The sequence below is a fragment of the Capnocytophaga sputigena genome (assembly GCF_900446695.1).
GTDB lineage: Bacteria > Bacteroidota > Bacteroidia > Flavobacteriales > Flavobacteriaceae > Capnocytophaga > Capnocytophaga sputigena.
This window is the reverse complement of sequence record NZ_UAVP01000008.1, coordinates 390,147-404,949: the sequence shown is the minus strand read 5'-3', so window position 1 is coordinate 404,949 and position 14,803 is coordinate 390,147. Positions and strand designations below refer to the sequence as shown.

Here is a 14,803-nt window from a genome sequence, read left to right as displayed (position 1 = left end):
AGTACAACATATTTACTGATTGTTAATTATTAATTGTTAATTGAAAAATATGAAATCTCTATTTTTATCCATTAGTTTGCTGCTTGTCAGCATCTCATTTGCCCAAAAACTACTCCCTGAAAGAGATGTCCGTCAGCAAGTATTTGCAGGTGAGAAGTTTTTCAAACTCTACACTACCGATGAACCTCTTGACGGGGCTTACAAAGTAGTGATGAGCGGCGGTGCCTATTACGAAGCAACCTTTGTAGAGGGGCGCATCAATGGTGCTTACAAACGCTATAATGATGAAGGTAAACTCACCGCCGAGGAACACTACAAGAATGGTAAAAACGACGGTACTTGGAAGTATTACAACGATAAAGGAAAACTCATATCCCTCAAAAATTACAAGGATGGAAAGCCTTGGGGCAAATGGCAACTTTGGGATGACGATGCCGAGTGGTTGCAGTCAGAATCTGATTACAAAGGCGAAAAAAATTACACCCTGCGCATATATTACGATAATGGCAAACTCTCTGAAGAACACACTTACAAAGAAGGCAAAGAAGATGGCTCTCAAAAGTATTACCAAAGAGAAGGCTATTTGTCAAAAGAACTTTTGAAAGAAAATGGTGAGCTCGTTCTGTATAAAACCTATCATTCCAATGGTAAGTTATATTCTGAAATACCCTATAAGGATGGTAAGAAAAACGGAAAAAGCGTTATCTATTATCCTAATGGTAAAATCACCGAAGAAGGTACTTATAAAAACAACAGAAAAGAGGGTGTTTGGAAATACTATAACCAAGCCGGTCGACTCACCTCTGAAGAAACTTACGACCACGATAATGTCGTAAAAACTGTTAATTACAACTAAAAATTCTAATCCCCCTAACCCCTAAATAAACTAATTGAGGTGTCAAAATAATTTCATATATTTACACTCTGAAAATACTTTGACACCTCAATTAAATTTTTTGATTATCAAGTTAATGGAATAAAAATAATAACACAAAGGTAAATTCTATTTTATATTGCATAAATATCTTAAAAAACAAATGAAAAAACAAAAAAAACAATAATATATGAAATTATTACTTATTAGTTTATTTTTAATAGGGACAGTGAGTTCTTGTGAAAATGTTGTTAATAATAACACTGAAAAAGATCCACAAAATGAATTATTAAGTATCGAATCTGATACCATATCTGATACCATATCTGATACCAAATCTGATACCAAATCTGATACCAAATCTGATACCATATCTAATGCACAAGAACATTGTGATTTTGAAGATTTTATTAAGGAAGAGATGGGCTATACAAATGGCGGTTTTAATAGCAAAGGAAGACTTGATTTAGGGAACATTGATATAAGTTCAATGCTCTCTAAACCATCTTTTCCTTATGGGGTTATTCCTTATATTGGGTTTATTGATATAAAGATTAAAAGAAGATTAGAGATTAATTTTCTAAAAATAGAAAAATCAACAACAAATGATAGTCTTTATATAGCAAAAGGGAAAACAAAAGTTGGTAAAAATGTAAGATTGTTTGAAGGAGATATAAAAATCAAACATGTATATTTTTTTGCAGAGCATTCTAGAGGTTTAGAGGATGATATGGTGGGGAAAATAAAATCACAAGGAATTATTATTGCTGATTATTATTTTAGAGAAGATAAAAAATTATCAGCTACGGGTATCTTTGAAGGAAAGGTTTTATTAAGATGGTATATTAACAATAAAGGAGTGTTTTTATTTGATGATATTGAAGAATATTCAGATGACTATAGAAACAACCAATTTGTAGGGACTTGGACAAGTTATAAGACAGGAGTTAAAAAAGTAGCTAATTGGGGTATTTGTCGTATCCCTTGCTCAGGAGACTTAGATTGGGGTGCAGCTGAATTTTCTCCTGCTCCTGAATATAGAAAATATGGCTGGGAAGACTATAAACCTTAAATAAAAACCCTTACCTTTGCAAAACAAAAAAACAAGATAGAACAATGAACAACCTACTCACCCATTATCCTATAAATTGGATTATGATCACAAAGATCAGAAGTTTTTTAATAAATATCAGATTGATATAATGCAAAGTGAAACTAAGAAATATTATGCCAAAAAATAAATTATTATATCTGTTTTTTTTTACCTTTTGTGCTTGCAAACCTATAATAATATATAGGTTGCCTCCTGAATATGTAATTATTATAGATAGGAGAGCTACAGGGTATGACATAAGTGTAGATCATTTTGTTAGAGATTATTATTTTAATAGCAACGGAAAATTCCTACGTGTAAATGATACAATAGTACCTTCTGACTATCATATATATAAATGGTTTTATATAGATAATAAAAGAATTGAACTTGAATGTATTAAAATCATAAATGGATATTTAGAAGGCATATATACAATAAATCCAGATATGCCTTTAAAAGAAATCTATTATAAGAAAAGTAAAATGGCGGGAAAATATATAGTATATAATACAGATAGACAAATATTATATCGGACATATTTTACAAATGGGAATGGTTATTGGAAGGATTATTACTATAAAGAAGGTAAAATAAGAGAAGAAGGAAAAGTTGTGAACCACTATAAATACGGCGAATGGAAATATTATAATGAAAATGGAAAAATAGATAGCATTAAAGCATACCAATTAAGCGATTCCATAGATGTCCGCTTTCCTCATTGCTTATTTAATAAAAATGAACCTTGCTATTGAGAGAATATGACCATCCAAATTTTAAGCGGATAGCCTTTTTTGTTTATTCTCCCTCTTTCTCCACCAAATGCCTTAGCTCAGGGTCGTTGGCGATACGTTCTTTCTCGCGTTCAATGATTTCAATGACATCTAACTTTATCTGGCGATAATTGGCTTCTACCTGTTCTTTGGTAGTGTCGTTGCCATTAGCATCAGTAAAGGAGAGGATTTGAGATATATATTCTTGGGTATCAGAATTTAACATAGACCGATATTTAGCGGAATACAGTTTTAGAATTAATCGCTCACAAAATAAAGATACTATCTTTAACAAATTAATGAAAAGAATTGTAGAACGTTCTCCCGTTTCCCAAAGTCAATTAGTATGTAGCTAAATAGACACCTCAATTAAAATAATTGAATATGAAATTGTTAAACATTATAATAGTCTTTTTTAGCATTTTTTGTAATGCTCAAAACAAAGAACTGATTAGTAAGACGTACTTAAAATTACAAAACGATAGTAAATCTTTTGAACAATTCGTTTTTTATGGTTTTTGTAATTGTAATGATACTTATTTATACACAGAAACATTTGAAGATAACTACACAACCACATTTAATCATCTAGAACCATTACCCCGATTTTTCGAAAAAGAAGAAATAAAGAAGGTGTTAGAGACTTATCACAACAAATACAAAAAGAGATTTGAAGGTGTTCAGAATAGTTATTATAATGGTTATTTGATAGTGTCTAAATGTTATAAATTATATAATGTGTCAAATAAAAATTTAAAGAAAGCCTATTACAACCTACTATCTAATGATAGATTACAAAAAGAATGGATAGAGGATTATATGAGAGATTATTTAGATTATTATTTTATTAAAGTTCAAACTGAATAATAGATTGGAAATGTTTAAGCAACATTGTTATCAAGCGAGCAATGGGGAGATGTATTAAAAAATATGAAAAGAATTATAATACTATTTGTTGCAATCTCAATAATATCTTGTAAAAACAGAGTAAATTATGATAGTTCAACTTACTTAACAGAAGAAGATACAATAAGAGAACCATATAAAAGTCCTATACCTCAAAAAACTAAGTATAACCTCACAAAGTTATATTATCGTGTTCTCTTTAATGAAGACCATAAAAGGCTTGAAATAGACACTTTTAGTTATGTAGAGATTAGAGACAATCTTTTGATAGATAAAATATCGATGGATTGGTTTCTTTTAAAAATCAATAAAATAGATACTATTTCAGGGGTAGTAAACATACATATAGGGGAAGAGTCTCAGTATGAGGATGACCCAAAATTATATGAGTGGGGTAACATATACAGCAATAGATATACTTATCATATCAAAAGAAAAGATAAATATTTTTCTATAACAAATGATGTAATAGAAGATGACCCAGATTTTTATATTGAAAAAGAAAAAGTAAAAGATTCAGGATTAAAGTATTATACCTATGAAGATCAAGTGGATTAAAAAGAAGATTCAGAAACACAAAATTATTACATAAAAGTAGAAGCCTACGCAGGCAAGAAAGAAACGAATACTTTTGAACTTAGTTTTGAAAGTAAGCAAGTTGAAGTGAGTAAAAGCCCTATAAAAGTAGAGGTTGGAGAAAAGAATTGTAGAACGTTCTCCCGTTTCCCAAAGTCAATTAGTATGTAGCTAAATAGATACCTCAATTTTAAAATATTCAGATGGTAAAGATTTATTATTTTATTTCGGCGTGTTTATTGTTGTTTTCTTGCAATAATAACAATACCCAAGTATCATCTTCTGATGATATTAGAGATACTATTTCCTCTATCAAAAGAGATACCATAGTAGAAAAAGATACAATTGCACCAATTCAAGTGCCTAAAGAAGAAACTGATGAAGCTACAAAGATGATTTTAGAATTTTATGACAAGTATATCAGGCTGCAAGATAAAATGCTTTGTCCTGATTGTCAAGAAGAATTGATAAGAATTAAGAAAAGATATTTATCAAATAAATTAATAAAAAAAATAGAGCCCTCGGAAGATCTAGATATGGATCTTATTGTAAATGCCCAAGATGTTTTCATAGAATGGTTGGACTCTATTAAGGTAAAGAAGATAAATTCAAAAAGATATAATGTGTATCTTTTTAACTTTTATGATAACAGATATGATAGCATACAATTAAAAGTTGCTAAAAAGAAAGACAGGTACATCATTGATGATATTATATTTTAAAATATTCAGATGGTAAAGATTTATTATTTTATTTCAGCGTGTTTATTGTTATTTTCTTGTAACAATAACAACACCCAAGAAAACAACTATATTGAAAATGATATAGATACCATTGAGGAAGCAGATTATGTACAAGAAATAACCGATGAGAGGATTACAAGGGAAATAAAGGATAAGAATTATGTTATCTTTGTGGAACCAACCTTATTTTACCTTGATAGCCTAAAGAATGTGTCAAAAGATGATGATTTCTATACAACGGTAGACGATGCTACTTTTTATATGACAATGGCAAGCGATCTTGCATTAGAAAAAAGAATAGATACAATAAACATAAAAATAGGCGAAATCTTAAAAATAGGGGAAAAAATAATTCAGGTATCCAAAGACAATCCTTGGACATTGATTTTATACAAACAGGGCGGAAAGACAAAAGAGTTATATCCTATAGAAATACAAATAGATGATAAAATTATTGACATTTTTTTCAATGAATAAGTCCGTATATCCTAACACTTTAACAATCTAATAAAAAGATTGATTGAAAGAAAACCTATTTTCCAATCTCTGTTAATATGCCATTAACTTGACACCTAAATAAATTAATTTATTATATGAAACTCAAAAACGCAATCACACTCAGCGCCGTAGCTTTGGCTACAGCCTTCACTTCTGGTGACCTTTACGCTCAGAAGAAAAAATCAAAAACTAAAAAAGCACAGGAAGAGACCGTTATAGGCGTCCAAAGAGGCTCTAACTATGGTGATCCTAAAGATGTAAAAGCCGAAGCAGGGGCTTTTGCTATTGTACCTCTAAAATACAAATATTCCAGTTTAGAAGAATATATTGATGAGGAAACAATGTTCATCCATTTCTCTAAACACTACGTAGCTTATTTGAACAACCTCAACAAGGCAGTAGCTGGTACCCCTCAAGCGCAAATGAGCATCGAGGAACTCCTTCGCACGCTTGATATGAACAATGCAACCTTGCGTAACAATGCTGGTGGTTACTTCAATCACAATATGTATTTTGCAGGGATGTCACGCAGTGGCGGAAGTCCTAAAGGAGCATTAGCAGCTGCTATCGACCGCGATTTTGGTAGCTTTGAGAACTTCAAAAAAGCCTTTGCCGAAGCAGGAGCTAAACGCTTTGGTTCTGGTTGGGCTTGGTTAGTAGTTAATAACGGTAAATTGCAAGTCGTGAGCACTGCCAATCAAGATAACCCATTGATGCCAGGGTTGGGTGTATCGGGTATTCCTGTATTAGCAATGGACGTTTGGGAACACGCTTATTACTTGAAATACCAAAACCGCCGCGGCGATTACATCAACAACTTTTTCAACGTAATCGATTGGGATGTAGCCGAACAACTCTATCAAAAAGCAATTGCCACTAAACCCTAAGGCAAGTCATCTAATCACTTTTGTCAAAGTTTTAATAGCTCGTCGTGCTACGACCTTTGCCAAAGTTGATTGTCTTGAAAATCAATCGCTTTTAAACTATGTTGTGTAGGGGCGTTTTGCAAACGCCCTTAAACAGCCTCAACGAAAATAGTCATTTTAAAACAAGTTGCTGGATTAAATTTTTTTATTTAAAAATAAGTTGTACCTTTGTAGCATATTCTTTAAAACTTAATAGCAATGAATAAAGAACAATTTGAACAAATGAAAAATAGCAAGGGCTTTATTGCAGCTCTTGACCAAAGTGGAGGAAGTACCCCTAAAGCCCTCAAACTCTATGGGGTAACTGAAGATCAATACAGCAACGAGGAACAAATGTTCGACCTCATTCATCAAATGCGTACCCGCATTATCAAAAGTCCTGCTTTTTCTCACAATAAAATTATAGGCGCTATCTTGTTTGAACAAACTATGGACAGACAAATCGATGGTAAATACACCGCCGATTATCTTTGGGATGAAAAACACGTAGTTCCTTTCCTAAAAGTAGATAAAGGCTTAGAACCTCTCGATAGCGACGGAGTACAACTGATGAAACCTATCAGCGGACTTGCAGAACTATTATCTCGCGCTAACGAACGACATATTTTTGGCACTAAAATGCGTTCAGTGGTTAAAAAGGCTTCTCCTAAAGGTATTGCAAGAGTAGTTCAGCAACAATTTGAGGTAGCTAAACAGATTATAGCCGCAGGATTGGTGCCTATCATAGAACCCGAAGTGGATATCAATATCCCCGATAAATCTCCTGCCGAGGCTATTTTACGCGACGAAGTTAGAAAACAGTTAGACGCCCTGCCTTCTACTGCCAATGTGATGCTCAAACTCTCTCTACCTACCATCAACAATTTGTACAAAGAGTTTACTCAGCATCCTCGTGTAGTGCGCGTGGTCGCTCTTTCAGGAGGATATCCACGCGAGAAAGCTAATGCCATTCTCGCCGAAAACAAAGGTGTAATTGCTAGTTTCTCTCGCGCCCTTACCGAAGGACTCTCTGCAACACAAACCGATGAACAGTTCAACAACGCTCTGGCTCATACCGTAGAAGGTATTTACGAAGCCTCTATTAAATAATAAAAAAGAACTAAAAATTTGTAACAAATGAAAGAAGCATTAGAACACGACCTCATTATCTTAGCTACTGAAATTCTCGCTAACGAAGGAGAGTGGAACCTTGCTCAACTGAACAAACAAGCGCACAAAATTACCGAGAAAATTACCATTCTCACTTTTGTGGAAAAATATTACCAAACACTTGGAGCTTCAGAAGATCGTATGTACCGAACTATGCGTAAGGTATCCGATTTTATTGATGATAATCGTCAAGAAGATCTTTTTGATATCGAAGTGGAAGCATCTGAAGTGCAACCTATCACTGCTCCTAAAACAGCCGCTAAAGAAACTCCAAAAGAGGAACCCGCTACCTTTGTGGCAATGGAACCAGCGCCTATTACAAAAGAAGAAAAAACTGCTCCTGCTGAAAAACCAACTCCTGCCGAAAAGCCAGTAGCCAAAAAAATTTTGAAAGAAGAGCAGTATCCAGAACCTCATTGGGCACTACCTGTAAATCGTTCAAAAACTAATGAAGTTGCTGAACTTGTAGAAAAAGCAGAGATAGTAGAAAAACCTACCCCCGAAGAAGCGTCAGCAGTAACATTTGAAATTGAACAACCTACCATTGAAAAACCTGCAGTAGCATTTGAAATTGAACAACCTGCCATTGAACAGCCTACCATTGAAAAACCTGAAATAGACGAGTCTGAACTTTCAAAATCTGCAATCAAACAGCTCGCTGATTTTATCCAGCAACCTGAGTATACCGATGAAGAACGCATTCTCAAACAAACACCTTCCTTAGAAGAGTTTATTTCTCAAAGCAAACATACAGTTTTCGATAAAAAAGATGCCGATGAAGAGGTAAAACCTGCACAGTCACTCAACGATAAATTTGGTAAAACGGCTCAAATAGGCTTGAATGATAAATTGGCTTTTGTACAAAAACTTTTCTTTGGTAGTGAAAGTGAGTACAACAAAGTAGTAAAACACATAGCCGACCTTCATTCTATGCAAGATGCTGTAGTTTATATCGAGCAAGAAGTAAAACCTACTTACAACTATTGGAAAGGTAAAGAAGAGTACGAACAACGCTTCCTTGACCTCGTTCTTAAACGTTTTGAAGTGTAATGAGCAAACTCTATTTGATTCCTACCCCTATTGGAAATTTAGAGGATATAACACTGCGTGCCCTTAGGCTACTCAAAGAGGTGGATATCATCTTAGCCGAAGATACTCGCACCAGCAGTAAGCTCCTCAAACACTACGATATTCACACCCCGATGCAAAGCTACCACCTGTTCAACGAACACAAGGTGGTAGATAGTTGGGTGCAGCGTATCAAAGGCGGAACAACCATCGCCCTCATCACCGATGCCGGTACGCCTGCCATTTCCGATCCTGGTTTCCTGCTCACTCGTGCTTGTATTGCCGAGGGAGTTGCTGTGGAATGCTTGCCAGGGGCTACAGCTTTTGTACCCGCTTTAGTAAATAGCGGCTTGCCTAACGACCGCTTTACTTTCGAAGGGTTTTTACCCGATAAAAAAGGTCGACAAACCCGCCTCTCACAGCTTGCTGCCGAAACCAAAACAATGATTTTCTACGTTTCCCCTCACAAGCTCCTCAAAACCCTTACCGATTTTATTACTACTTTCGGTGCCGATAGACCTGCGAGTCTCTCACGTGAACTCACCAAACTCCACGAGGAAACCCAACGAGGTACCCTCCAAGAATTATTGGATTTTTATAAAGATAAGAACGTAAAAGGAGAAATAGTGATGATTGTTTCAGCTAACAAGTAATAGTATCGCTTTTGCATCAGTCCGATATAACAAAACATTGATTTATAGCTTTATATCATAGATATATTCACAAAATAATTCACCGTTAGGTGAAAATTCGTGAGATAATAAAAAATTAAAGACTTTTATGCACTTCTCATTTCGTGAAAATTCGTGTAATTCGTGGGAAATTTACAATGTTTTTCTGATTTCTATTGTCAAGAATTAAAGTTAGTTATTGAAATAGATGGTCATATTCACGATTTTAGATATGTAGAAGATAAAAATCCAAAAATATGGATTAACTTTCATTCGTTTTTTCAATAGAGGAATTAAAACGAGAAAATTTTATTAGATATTATTCAAAAAAATGCTTTTACTTTCTATAGAAACCTCAGGGCTTAATTGTTCTGTAGCCTTGTCAAAAGACAATCGCATTCTCGCTGAAAAGTCCGAGAATGCTGGAAAATTCACTCATTCCGAGAATCTACATCTCTTTATAGAAGCTGTGATGCAACAAGCCTCAATGCCCCTCACTGCCTTAGATGCTATAGCAGTAAGTGCTGGTGCAGGTTCATATACCGGTTTGCGCATAGGGATTGCCACCGCTAAAGGACTCTGTTTCGCCTTAGGTAAACCCCTTATTGCGATTCCTACCCTCCAAATCCTCGCTCATCAAGCCAAAGCCAATTGCATTATACCAATGCTCGATGCCCGCCGTATGGAAGTCTATAGTGCAGTATTTAATAGCCAATATGAGTTTGTAACCCCCACCGAAGCCAAAATCCTCGATGAACATAGTTATCAAGATGAATTAAACAAAGGCAAAGTAACTTTCTTAGGCGATGGAAGTAATAAATTCGCTGCGATTTGTAAGCACCCCAATGCTGTTTTTATCCCCGATGCTTTCCCTCAAGCCAAAGATATGATTCCCTTTGCAATGGCAAAATACAACGCCCAAGATTTTGAAGATATTGCTTACTTTGAACCTACTTACTTAAAATAGCCGTTTTTTGTTAAAATTGTTAATTATCATAGCTACAAATTTGTTAATTGGCGAATTATTTATACTTTTGTGCCTTAAATGAAAGCAATTACACTTATCAAAGCTGCGCGACTCCGCACCTTGCCCCTTTCGGTAGCAGGGATTATCACTGGTAGCGCTTTGGCATATCGCAATGACCCTTCAGCTTTTAGCTGGCAAATATTCGCTTGGGCATTGCTTACAACTATACTGTTTCAAGTGCTTTCTAACTTTGCTAACGACTATGGCGATGGCGTAAAAGGTACTGATAATGAACATCGTTTGGGTCCTCAACGCGCTTTGCAAAGTGGAGCGATAAGTCGCTCGCAACTCAAGCGTGTAGTGCTCATCACTGCTGGACTCTCTATACTCTCAGCATTGATCCTTATCTATTTAGCTTTTGGTTCGGAAAACCTACTCTATTTAGCGATATTTTTTGTGTTAGGATTGTTGTGTGTAGCAGCAGCTATCAAATATACTGTAGGCAGTTCAGCTTATGGTTATCGCGGCTTAGGCGACCTTTTTGTGTTCGTATTCTTTGGATTGGTGAGCGTAGTAGGCAGTGAATTTCTTTACTCGCAAACCCTCCAGTGGATTACTTTCCTACCTGCTATCACTATAGGCTTACTAAGTGTAGCAGTACTAAACCTCAACAATATGCGCGATTACGAGAACGACCAGCGTTCAGGCAAACACACTTTGGTAGTGAAAATGGGAATTTCTCTCGCTAAGTACTACCACTACTATTTGGTGGTATTGGCAATGGTCTCCTTGCTCAGTTTTTCAGTATTGCGCCTGCAAATGCGTTGGGAATTGCTTTATCTCATAGCATTCCTTCCATTGGTGGTACATTTGCTTTCAGTAAAACGCAATAATGAACTTCAGCTTTTAGACAAAGAACTAAAAGTAGTTGCCTTGAGCACGTTTTTGCTCTCAGTACTCTTTTTTATAGGAATATATATCAGTAAATAAACAAAATACACATACTTAAAGAATTATCTAATTACTATGGAAATTACTTTTTACGGACACGCCAGCATAGGGATAAAAATAGGTGAAACGCACTTGCTCATAGACCCTTTTATCTCCGAAAACCCTTTAGCGAGTGATATCGATATCAATCAAATAAAAGCCGATTATATCCTCATCACTACAGCGGGACAAGATCATACTTGGGATGTAGAGAAGATTGCCAAACGCACCAAAGCTCAAATCATCTCTAATTTTGAGATTGCTAGATACTTTTTCAATCTTGGTATTGAGAACAGCCACCCTATGGACTTAGGAGGTACTTTCAATTTCCCTTTTGGTTCAGTGAAAATGGTATCGGCGTTGCATTCATCTACCTTTGAAAATGGTAGTGATGGAGGTGCTGCTTGTGGCTTCGTAATCAAAACCCCCGATAAAACTGTTTATATTGCAGGAAGTACCGCTTTGCATTTCGATATGCAGCTTATCCCAGTGCGTTACAAATTAGATTTAGCCGTATTGCCTATAGGAGGTAACTTCACTATGGACGTAGAAGATGCTATTATGGCTTCCGATTTCGTAAAATGTAATAAAATATTAGGATACCACTACAACACTATGTCGCATATCAAAATAGATAAAGACGCCGCTGTACGCAGCTTCAAAGCCAAAGGCAAAGAACTGATACTTTTAGGTGTAGGACAAATTGTAGTAGTCTAATTTAGTTAGTCAGTTAGTACTAACCCTCTAAAAACGCCAAAGGTCATAGCATAACACTATGACCTTTGGTATTTTTATCTCTTATCTCTTACCTCTTATCTAATAAGTAAATTCTTTACTTCCTACTACTGCGCCATTTCTTTTTATTACGGCTTTTAGTGGATATTCATTTTTAAAATACTCATAAGCAGTTTCTTCCTCGTAGTCTTTTCCTGCAACATTAGGATATTTCACTGTTTTTTTAGTGATATTATTGCGACCATAGCCCTCTTGTAAGAAGAAATCGGGGTGGGTCATTCGGTGTGAAAATTGCAAGTAACGAGGGTTAGTTTTGGTATCGTAAGTATAGGTAATCACCACGGTTTGATTGTTTTCGGTGCGGGTGTGTTCTCTCACAGTTTCGTTGTAGTTGAGCAAATACTTATCAGTAAAAACAACTGTAGCCGAAGTAGTTGTATTTCCCGTTTGCGTATATACTGATGTTTTGACATTCAGTTCATTCCTGCCACCCCAATTGTATTCTTTCACTGTATAAACGGTAGTATTGGTAGCTGTTTTCTTTGCCGAAGTGTATTTAGAAAGCGTATTGCGGTTGTAATACTCGTATTCTTCCACTGTTGGAAGATTTTCTTTACCCGTTTCTACTATAGTTTTCTTTTTTATACTACCTCTATCAATGTATTGGTCATAAGTGGTAGTATTCACTGTTGTTCCTCCCACTTTATGAAGCGTTGTTTTAGGAAAACTGCCATCGTATGAAGTCTCGTATGTAAGTGTCCGCGTTATAGTAGAAGGTGCAGAAATCTTAACGCTTTCACTCGTAACCAAACCTACCCCGCGGTATTTAAACTCATAATCGGTGGTTGTGGTTTCGGTGCTGCCTACAGCTAAGATTTCTTCGTGAATCTTATCTGCAAAATAAATAAGCTCTGGCTCTTCATTGTAGTCATTCTTGTTGCAAGCGACTAATAGCCCTACTGCTGAAAGTAATAAACTCACTCGTCTCATTGTATAATATGATTTAATTGATTTTTATTCAGAAAGAGTGTAGTATTAAATTAAAATAATGCATCTTATAAGTACTTGTTTTTTGAAGATTGTGATGGGGGCTTATACTATAAAAGCCGCAAAAATCTTGCCATATTCACATTATTTATTACTTTTGCAAATTAGAAATTCGTATCTTAGCTATGAAACATCGTTTACCCATACTCCTCTCTCTCCTTATCGCTCTCACTCTTTGGCAATGCGCCCGCCGTGGCTCTCCCACTGGAGGTCCTAAAGATGTTACCCCACCCGTACTCTTGCAATCTGTGCCTAAATCGGGGGCTATGAAGTTCCACGGCAAGAAAATACGCTTGCAGTTTGATGAGTTTGTGGTAACTAAAGACGTTCGCAAGCAGCTCATTATTTCACCTCCTATGAAAACTTTTCCTATCATTTCGCCTACTTCGGCTTCTAAATGGTTGGAAATTAACATTGTGGATACGCTAAAACCTAATACCACCTACGTGTTGAACTTCGGTAATAGCATTCAGGATTACAACGAGGGCAACCCGATATCCGATTTCAAATATGTGTTTTCTACTGGTAGCACCCTCGATTCACTGTGGTACGAGGGCGACATTGCCGATGCTATCGCTCCTAAACCCGATAATTTCGTAACGGTGATGCTCTATCCTTACAACGAGCAGTACAACGACTCATTGGTGTACAAAACGCAACCTACTTATGTAACCAATACCCTTGATAGCCTCGATAGTTTTGTGCTGGAATACCTCAAAGAGGGCAAATACAAACTCATCGCTCTCAAAGAAAAAAGTCCCAATTATATCTTCAATCCTAAGGACGACAAAATTGCTTTTATGGACGAACCTATCACCGTTGCCGATTTGAAAGGCAATCCGCAAGGTTTTTACCCTAAATTGCGCTTGTTCAAAGAAGTACCTCCTTACAAGGCACATCGCCCTACACAAGCTGCTGGCAACCGCGTGCAATTTGGCTTTGAAGGCAAAACCGATAGCGTGAAAATCAAACCTATCTCTCACGTAACCCCCGATTTTAAATACATCATCTCCAAAGATCCTAAGAAAGATACACTCAACTTTTGGTATACGCCTAAACAAAAAGATTCTTTGGTATTTACAATTGCCAAACAACAGAAAATCGATACGTTTAAAGTGCGTTTAAAGGAGATGAAAAACGATAGCTTGCAAATAGAAAACCTCTTTTCGGGCGACTTGCCTATGCACAAGGATTTTGGCTTTAAAAGCAATATCCCTATCGTGAAAACTGACCCCTCTAAACTGAAAGTCTTCGCAGGCAAAGACTCTACAGCGGTGGCTATTCCGTTCAAAACGCGTTTAGACCCTAATAATTTGGAGTTCTATCTCTCATTCGATAAAAAGAACGACGAGACTTACCGCATTGAAGCCCTCCCTAATGCCCTCACCGATTTTTTCGGACATACGAATGATACTCTAAAAGTAACTGTGCGCACTAAAAAACTCGAAGAGGTAGCTATCCTAAAAATGCATCTCAACGTTGCCGAAAATACATTGCAATATCCAGTTATACTGCAACTTACCAATGAGAAGGCAACAGAAGTACTCCGCGAAATTTATATTGAAAAACCTCTAACCGAATATCTGTTCGAGAATGTAACCCCTGGTAAATTCCGCTTGCGACTCATTGAAGATAAGAACAAAAATCACCAATGGGATACTGGTAGTTTCTTAGAACATCGGCAACCCGAGCGGGTGTGGTATCTGCCTAAAGAAATCGAACTCCGCGCCAATTGGGAAGTTGAAGAAACTTGGCAAATCACTAACCCCTAACACCTGACACCTAAA

18 protein-coding genes and 1 pseudogene are annotated in these 14,803 nt (G+C 36.1%); 17 read left to right on the top strand and 2 right to left on the bottom strand.

Annotated features, from left to right (window positions below; translation table 11 throughout):
- Nucleotides 1–49 precede the first annotated feature (49 nt).
- From DR017_RS08320 to DR017_RS08310, 3 genes are all read left to right on the top strand, one after another.
- Nucleotides 50–856 (top strand): toxin-antitoxin system YwqK family antitoxin, encoded by an 807-nt coding sequence (locus DR017_RS08320; protein ID WP_002680351.1) that lies wholly within the window; start codon nucleotides 50–52, stop codon nucleotides 854–856.
- A gap of 208 nt (nucleotides 857–1,064) precedes the next feature.
- Nucleotides 1,065–1,946 carry a hypothetical protein gene (locus DR017_RS08315; RefSeq protein WP_002680343.1) on the top strand — a complete coding sequence of 294 codons (882 nt, stop codon included), beginning with the start codon at nucleotides 1,065–1,067 and terminating at the stop codon, nucleotides 1,944–1,946.
- A gap of 155 nt (nucleotides 1,947–2,101) precedes the next feature.
- Nucleotides 2,102–2,722, top strand: coding sequence for a toxin-antitoxin system YwqK family antitoxin (locus DR017_RS08310; RefSeq protein WP_002680307.1), 621 nt, complete (start codon nucleotides 2,102–2,104; stop codon nucleotides 2,720–2,722).
- A gap of 43 nt (nucleotides 2,723–2,765) precedes the next feature.
- Here the strand turns inward: DR017_RS08310 and DR017_RS08305 are convergent, their stop codons facing one another.
- A complete protein-coding gene (locus DR017_RS08305; RefSeq protein ID WP_002680313.1) occupies nucleotides 2,766–2,966 on the bottom strand; it encodes a hypothetical protein in 201 nt (66 codons plus the stop codon).
- Between DR017_RS08305 and DR017_RS08300 the strand changes: the two are divergent.
- The 13 genes and pseudogenes from DR017_RS08300 to DR017_RS08240 form a co-directional block, all read left to right on the top strand.
- A pseudogene (locus DR017_RS08300) lies at nucleotides 2,938–3,096 on the top strand (IS1595 family transposase); the annotation flags it as partial. The gene DR017_RS08305 and the pseudogene DR017_RS08300 sit on opposite strands and share 29 nt — an antisense overlap.
- Nucleotides 3,097–3,124: 28 nt before the next feature.
- A complete protein-coding gene (locus DR017_RS08295) occupies nucleotides 3,125–3,607 on the top strand; it encodes a hypothetical protein (protein ID WP_002680302.1) in 483 nt (160 codons plus the stop codon).
- Between the two features lie 63 nt (nucleotides 3,608–3,670).
- Entirely contained in the window at nucleotides 3,671–4,204 is a 534-nt protein-coding gene (locus DR017_RS08290; protein WP_040361437.1) for a hypothetical protein, read from the top strand.
- 221 nt (nucleotides 4,205–4,425) lie between these two features.
- Nucleotides 4,426–4,944 carry a YqhG/Tai3 family protein gene (locus DR017_RS08285; protein WP_002680244.1) on the top strand — a complete coding sequence of 173 codons (519 nt, stop codon included), beginning with the start codon at nucleotides 4,426–4,428 and terminating at the stop codon, nucleotides 4,942–4,944.
- Nucleotides 4,945–4,953: 9 nt separating this feature from the next.
- Nucleotides 4,954–5,442, top strand: a complete 489-nt coding sequence (locus DR017_RS08280) for a hypothetical protein (RefSeq protein ID WP_002680281.1) — start codon at nucleotides 4,954–4,956, stop codon at nucleotides 5,440–5,442.
- Nucleotides 5,443–5,558: 116 nt separating this feature from the next.
- Nucleotides 5,559–6,350 carry a superoxide dismutase gene (locus tag DR017_RS08275; protein ID WP_002680309.1) on the top strand — a complete coding sequence of 264 codons (792 nt, stop codon included), beginning with the start codon at nucleotides 5,559–5,561 and terminating at the stop codon, nucleotides 6,348–6,350.
- Nucleotides 6,351–6,587: 237 nt separating this feature from the next.
- The gene (locus DR017_RS08270) at nucleotides 6,588–7,478 is read left to right on the top strand and encodes a fructose bisphosphate aldolase (protein ID WP_002680356.1); all 891 of its coding nucleotides are present in this window, start codon (nucleotides 6,588–6,590) and stop codon (nucleotides 7,476–7,478) included.
- A 27-nt stretch (nucleotides 7,479–7,505) separates the two neighbouring features.
- Nucleotides 7,506–8,588: a DUF8457 domain-containing protein gene (locus DR017_RS08265; protein ID WP_002680337.1), complete on the top strand. Its 1,083-nt coding sequence runs from the start codon at nucleotides 7,506–7,508 to the stop codon at nucleotides 8,586–8,588.
- Nucleotides 8,588–9,259, top strand: a complete 672-nt coding sequence (rsmI, locus tag DR017_RS08260; protein WP_002680293.1) for a 16S rRNA (cytidine(1402)-2'-O)-methyltransferase — start codon at nucleotides 8,588–8,590, stop codon at nucleotides 9,257–9,259. The genes DR017_RS08265 and rsmI overlap by 1 nt, the downstream gene beginning before the upstream one ends.
- Nucleotides 9,260–9,421: 162 nt before the next feature.
- Nucleotides 9,422–9,565, top strand: coding sequence for a DUF559 domain-containing protein (locus DR017_RS08255; RefSeq protein ID WP_081450876.1), 144 nt, complete (start codon nucleotides 9,422–9,424; stop codon nucleotides 9,563–9,565).
- A gap of 43 nt (nucleotides 9,566–9,608) precedes the next feature.
- Complete coding sequence (gene tsaB, locus DR017_RS08250) at nucleotides 9,609–10,244, top strand: tRNA (adenosine(37)-N6)-threonylcarbamoyltransferase complex dimerization subunit type 1 TsaB (RefSeq protein ID WP_002680306.1); 636 nt, start codon at nucleotides 9,609–9,611, stop codon at nucleotides 10,242–10,244.
- Between the two features lie 78 nt (nucleotides 10,245–10,322).
- A complete protein-coding gene (gene menA / locus DR017_RS08245; protein WP_002680382.1) occupies nucleotides 10,323–11,234 on the top strand; it encodes a 1,4-dihydroxy-2-naphthoate octaprenyltransferase in 912 nt (303 codons plus the stop codon).
- A 36-nt stretch (nucleotides 11,235–11,270) separates the two neighbouring features.
- Nucleotides 11,271–11,951, top strand: coding sequence for a metal-dependent hydrolase (locus tag DR017_RS08240; RefSeq protein WP_002680291.1), 681 nt, complete (start codon nucleotides 11,271–11,273; stop codon nucleotides 11,949–11,951).
- A 99-nt stretch (nucleotides 11,952–12,050) separates the two neighbouring features.
- Here the strand turns inward: DR017_RS08240 and DR017_RS08235 are convergent, their stop codons facing one another.
- A complete protein-coding gene (locus DR017_RS08235) occupies nucleotides 12,051–12,959 on the bottom strand; it encodes a hypothetical protein (protein ID WP_002680256.1) in 909 nt (302 codons plus the stop codon).
- A 182-nt stretch (nucleotides 12,960–13,141) separates the two neighbouring features.
- On the opposite strand from DR017_RS08235, the gene DR017_RS08230 reads away from it, so the two are divergent.
- Nucleotides 13,142–14,788 (top strand): Ig-like domain-containing domain, encoded by a 1,647-nt coding sequence (locus DR017_RS08230; protein ID WP_002680371.1) that lies wholly within the window; start codon nucleotides 13,142–13,144, stop codon nucleotides 14,786–14,788.
- The last annotated feature ends 15 nt before the right edge of the window (nucleotides 14,789–14,803 follow it).

Excerpts from the sequence above, each read along its gene's own strand:
- DR017_RS08320 (WP_002680351.1), top strand. The coding sequence starts at position 50 with ATGAAATCTCTATTTTTATCCATTAGTTTGCTGCTTGTCAGCATCTCA.
- DR017_RS08315 (WP_002680343.1), top strand. The coding sequence starts at position 1,065 with ATGAAATTATTACTTATTAGTTTATTTTTAATAGGGACAGTGAGTTCT.
- DR017_RS08310 (WP_002680307.1), top strand. The coding sequence starts at position 2,102 with ATGCCAAAAAATAAATTATTATATCTGTTTTTTTTTACCTTTTGTGCT.
- DR017_RS08305 (WP_002680313.1), bottom strand. The coding sequence starts at position 2,966 with ATGTTAAATTCTGATACCCAAGAATATATATCTCAAATCCTCTCCTTT.
- DR017_RS08295 (WP_002680302.1), top strand. The coding sequence starts at position 3,125 with ATGAAATTGTTAAACATTATAATAGTCTTTTTTAGCATTTTTTGTAAT.
- DR017_RS08290 (WP_040361437.1), top strand. The coding sequence starts at position 3,671 with ATGAAAAGAATTATAATACTATTTGTTGCAATCTCAATAATATCTTGT.
- DR017_RS08285 (WP_002680244.1), top strand. The coding sequence starts at position 4,426 with ATGGTAAAGATTTATTATTTTATTTCGGCGTGTTTATTGTTGTTTTCT.
- DR017_RS08280 (WP_002680281.1), top strand. The coding sequence starts at position 4,954 with ATGGTAAAGATTTATTATTTTATTTCAGCGTGTTTATTGTTATTTTCT.
- DR017_RS08275 (WP_002680309.1), top strand. The coding sequence starts at position 5,559 with ATGAAACTCAAAAACGCAATCACACTCAGCGCCGTAGCTTTGGCTACA.
- DR017_RS08270 (WP_002680356.1), top strand. The coding sequence starts at position 6,588 with ATGAATAAAGAACAATTTGAACAAATGAAAAATAGCAAGGGCTTTATT.
- DR017_RS08265 (WP_002680337.1), top strand. The coding sequence starts at position 7,506 with ATGAAAGAAGCATTAGAACACGACCTCATTATCTTAGCTACTGAAATT.
- rsmI (WP_002680293.1), top strand. The coding sequence starts at position 8,588 with ATGAGCAAACTCTATTTGATTCCTACCCCTATTGGAAATTTAGAGGAT.
- tsaB (WP_002680306.1), top strand. The coding sequence starts at position 9,609 with ATGCTTTTACTTTCTATAGAAACCTCAGGGCTTAATTGTTCTGTAGCC.
- menA (WP_002680382.1), top strand. The coding sequence starts at position 10,323 with ATGAAAGCAATTACACTTATCAAAGCTGCGCGACTCCGCACCTTGCCC.
- DR017_RS08240 (WP_002680291.1), top strand. The coding sequence starts at position 11,271 with ATGGAAATTACTTTTTACGGACACGCCAGCATAGGGATAAAAATAGGT.
- DR017_RS08235 (WP_002680256.1), bottom strand. The coding sequence starts at position 12,959 with ATGAGACGAGTGAGTTTATTACTTTCAGCAGTAGGGCTATTAGTCGCT.
- DR017_RS08230 (WP_002680371.1), top strand. The coding sequence starts at position 13,142 with ATGAAACATCGTTTACCCATACTCCTCTCTCTCCTTATCGCTCTCACT.